Origin of the sequence: Sandarakinorhabdus sp. (assembly GCF_041689835.1) — a bacterium.
Taxonomy (GTDB): Bacteria; Pseudomonadota; Alphaproteobacteria; order Sphingomonadales; family Sphingomonadaceae; genus Sandarakinorhabdus.
Genome location: NZ_JBDNFM010000147.1, coordinates 1 through 2,961 on the forward strand (window position 1 = coordinate 1; position 2,961 = coordinate 2,961).

Annotated in this window: 4 protein-coding genes and 1 pseudogene; 1 reads left to right on the top strand and 4 read right to left on the bottom strand. The window is 62.6% G+C overall.

What is annotated here, in order from left to right:
* Window positions 1-439: pseudogene (locus tag ACESL8_RS08095) on the top strand (hypothetical protein); the annotation flags it as partial.
* Here ACESL8_RS08095 and ACESL8_RS08100 read toward each other — a convergent pair.
* The 4 genes from ACESL8_RS08100 to ACESL8_RS08115 all read right to left on the bottom strand — a co-directional run bounded on the left by ACESL8_RS08100 (window position 436) and on the right by ACESL8_RS08115 (window position 2,843).
* Window positions 436-777, bottom strand: coding sequence for a DUF2794 domain-containing protein (locus tag ACESL8_RS08100; RefSeq protein WP_372917656.1), 342 nt, complete (start codon window positions 775-777; stop codon window positions 436-438). The pseudogene ACESL8_RS08095 and the gene ACESL8_RS08100 sit on opposite strands and share 4 nt — an antisense overlap.
* 48 nt (window positions 778-825) lie before the next feature.
* Window positions 826-1,497 (bottom strand): serine O-acetyltransferase EpsC, encoded by a 672-nt coding sequence (epsC, locus tag ACESL8_RS08105; protein ID WP_372917658.1) that lies wholly within the window; start codon window positions 1,495-1,497, stop codon window positions 826-828.
* Window positions 1,498-1,626: 129 nt separating this feature from the next.
* On the bottom strand, window positions 1,627-2,145 hold the full coding sequence (locus ACESL8_RS08110) for a carboxymuconolactone decarboxylase family protein (protein ID WP_372917660.1): 519 nt from the start codon (window positions 2,143-2,145) through the stop codon (window positions 1,627-1,629).
* 149 nt (window positions 2,146-2,294) lie between these two features.
* Window positions 2,295-2,843, bottom strand: a complete 549-nt coding sequence (locus ACESL8_RS08115) for a peroxiredoxin (protein WP_372917662.1) — start codon at window positions 2,841-2,843, stop codon at window positions 2,295-2,297.
* Window positions 2,844-2,961 lie beyond the last annotated feature (118 nt).

Genomic DNA, 2,961 nt, shown 5'->3' on the forward strand with positions numbered 1-2,961 from the left:
CGGCGTGTTAACGCTGGCGATGTGGTTCGACAGCCGCGATCTTGCCCGCGTCACGCGCCGCTCTGATGTGGCGTTCTGGCTGCACATGCTGGCGGCGCCGATGCTGGTCCATGCGCTGTTCACCGGCACCGGCCTTGCCGACAGTTCCGGCCGTCCGGCGGCAGCAAGCATCACCGTGCTGGCCTTTGTGCTGCTTACGCTGGTTGCGCTTGTTATCGATCGCCGCGCGCTGATCGTGTCGGCGCTGGGCTATGCGATCTTTGCTGTGCAGGCGCTGGTGGGGCAGGGCGGGGCCATTCCGATTGGTTCCAGCATCGGCCTGCTGATCATTGGCCTGATGCTGGTGCTGCTGTCGGCGGCATGGCGTCCGGTGCGCGGGCTGCTCTTGCGCCTGCTGCCGCAGGCTTGGCGAAGCCGGTTGCCGCACGCCGTCGTCTAGGCTTCGATCGCCTTCACCAGCCGGCGTTCCACCACCGCGAGCACCCCGGCAAGTTCGTGGCCACGCTTCAGCACCACGCCGCCTTCGCCATAAAGCACCCATTCGCCCTGGCGTTGGCGCAGGGCAGGGTCCTTCACCAACCGCACTTCGGGATTTTCGGCAGAGCGGCGGAAGGCGGAGAAACTGGCCTGTTTCGCGCCCAGTTCCAACGCATAATCACGCCATATGCCGGCCGCGACCATGCGGCCATAAAGTGACATGATGCGATCAAGTTCCTGCCGTGTGAAAGCGACCTGGCTAACGCCGGGGGCAGGGGTCAACAGGATAATGGTGCTCACGCCCCGGATGTGGCGCGGGGCGCGGCCGGGGTCAACCAGTCGTCTGCTTCAGCCGGCCTTGCTGCGCTGTTCTGCACGGGTCAGATCGTCCAGCCGCGCCTTCAGCAGGTCGATTTCGCAGCGCAGCAGTTCCAATTTCTGGGTCTCCGGATCGAATTTCTGCGCGCACGGCGTGCCATAGGGCAGGAACGGCTTGGCATAATCTTCGGCTGCCATAACAATCGGTTTGGCTGGGATGCCGACCATGGTGGCGCCTTCGGCCACATCGCGGGTCACCACCGCATTGGCCCCGATGCGGGCGTTGGCGCCAACGGTGATCGGCCCCAGCACCTGTGCACCCGAACCGATGATGGCGCCGTCGAGGATGGTGGGGTGGCGCTTGCCGCCCAGGCCGCCCGCCGGATCGGTGCCGCCCAGCGTCACACATTGATAAATGGTGACATTGTCGCCGATTTTGGCAGTCTCGCCGATCACCACAAAACCATGATCGATGAAGAAATTGCGGCCGATGCGGGCACCCGGGTGGATGTCGATCGCAGTGAACATGCGCGCGATGTGGTTGATCAGCCGTGCCAGAAAAAAGAACCGCAAGCGGAACAGGCCGTGGGCGATCCGGTGGCCGCCCAGCGCCCAGATACCCGGATAGGTGAGGATTTCCCAACGCGAGCGCGGCGCGGGATCGCGCTGTTTCACGGAATCGAGAAGACTGATCAAACCCATGACGCGCCTTTGGCAGGGCGGCAATTGCCCGCAACTTGCGTAAAATTTAACACTCCTGCGACAAAAAGGCCAGCCATCCCGCCGAGGATGGTTGGCCTTTCCTGTCGGCCGGCAGCATGCGGCGCGTGTTCAGATTGCCTGCAGCGTGCGGGCCACGGCGTGCACAACGGCGGCGATGCGCACCGCAGCCTGGATCTTGTCCGCACCCACGCCGTGTTGGGCCAGCACCTTGTCGTGCGCATCGATGCACATGCCGCAGCCATTCACGGCTGAAACCGCAAGGCTGAACAGCTCGAAATCGGCTTTTTCGATGCCAGGCGTGCCGATCACGTTCATGCGCAGCTTGGCCGGCATGGTTTTGTAATCGGGGCGCGAAGCCATGTAGGTGAAGCGATAATAAATGTTGTTCATCGCCATGATGCTGGCAGCGGCCTTGGCGGCATTCATTGCTTCCGGGCTGATTTTGGTGGCGGCTTCAGCCTCCGCTGCATCAATGAGCGGCTTGTGCGCGCAGGCATGGGCAACAGCCACGATGGTTCCCCATTTTTGTTGGTCGGTGAGCAATTGTTCGGTGAGCAGGCTGGAGATGTTGAGGCGCAGATCCTTGGCGTAATCCGGCAAGGTCTTGGCGAGTTCGGAAAAGATCATGGGAGAATCGCTTTCATGGACAAGGCGGCCACGGCAAAGCCGTGGCTGACGTCAGACGGGTCACGCTTGGGCGCGGAGGCGCCCGCCTGCGCCCGCTGGCCGGCCTTTGACGGGTCGGTGGGCAGCGCGGTCGCGCTGCCCACTCGCCGTCATGCGGCCGGCTTCAGCGTGTCCTGGCCTTCGGTCCAGTTGCACGGGCACAGCTCGTCGGTTTGCAGGGCATCGAGGATGCGCAGGGTTTCAGCCGGGTTGCGGCCCACGTTCAGGCCGTTGGCAGTGACGTGCTGGATGACGTTGTCCGGATCGATGATGTAGGTGGCGCGCAGCGGCACGCCGGCACCGGCCACGATAATGCCCAGCGCGTCGGCCAGCAGCTTGCTGTTGTCGGCCAGCCACGGGAAATCGCAGGCGGCCAAGCGTTCGTCGCTCTTGCGCCAGGCAAAGTGCACGAAATCGGTGTCGGTCGAGGCGCCGATCAGCACGGCGTCGCGATCCGCGAAATCACCCAGCAGATCGCCGTAACCGATGATTTCGGTCGGGCACACGAAGGTAAAATCCTTGGGCCAGTAAAACAGGATCTTCCACTTGCCGGGATAGGCGGTGGTGATGTTCAGGCTTTCGCCGTTCGGCAGCGCGGCAACGCCCTGCTGTACAGGCAGATCAAAGGAAGGAACGGTATCGCCAACAGTGAGAGCCATGAGGGCATCCTTGCAGTTTGAAGGGTGAAAAGCTGGCAGGTGGAGTAAATCCCCAGTCCGACACTTGCCCAATGCCGCCGTGCGAGATAGAAATCCAATCGATAATATATGTGTGAAA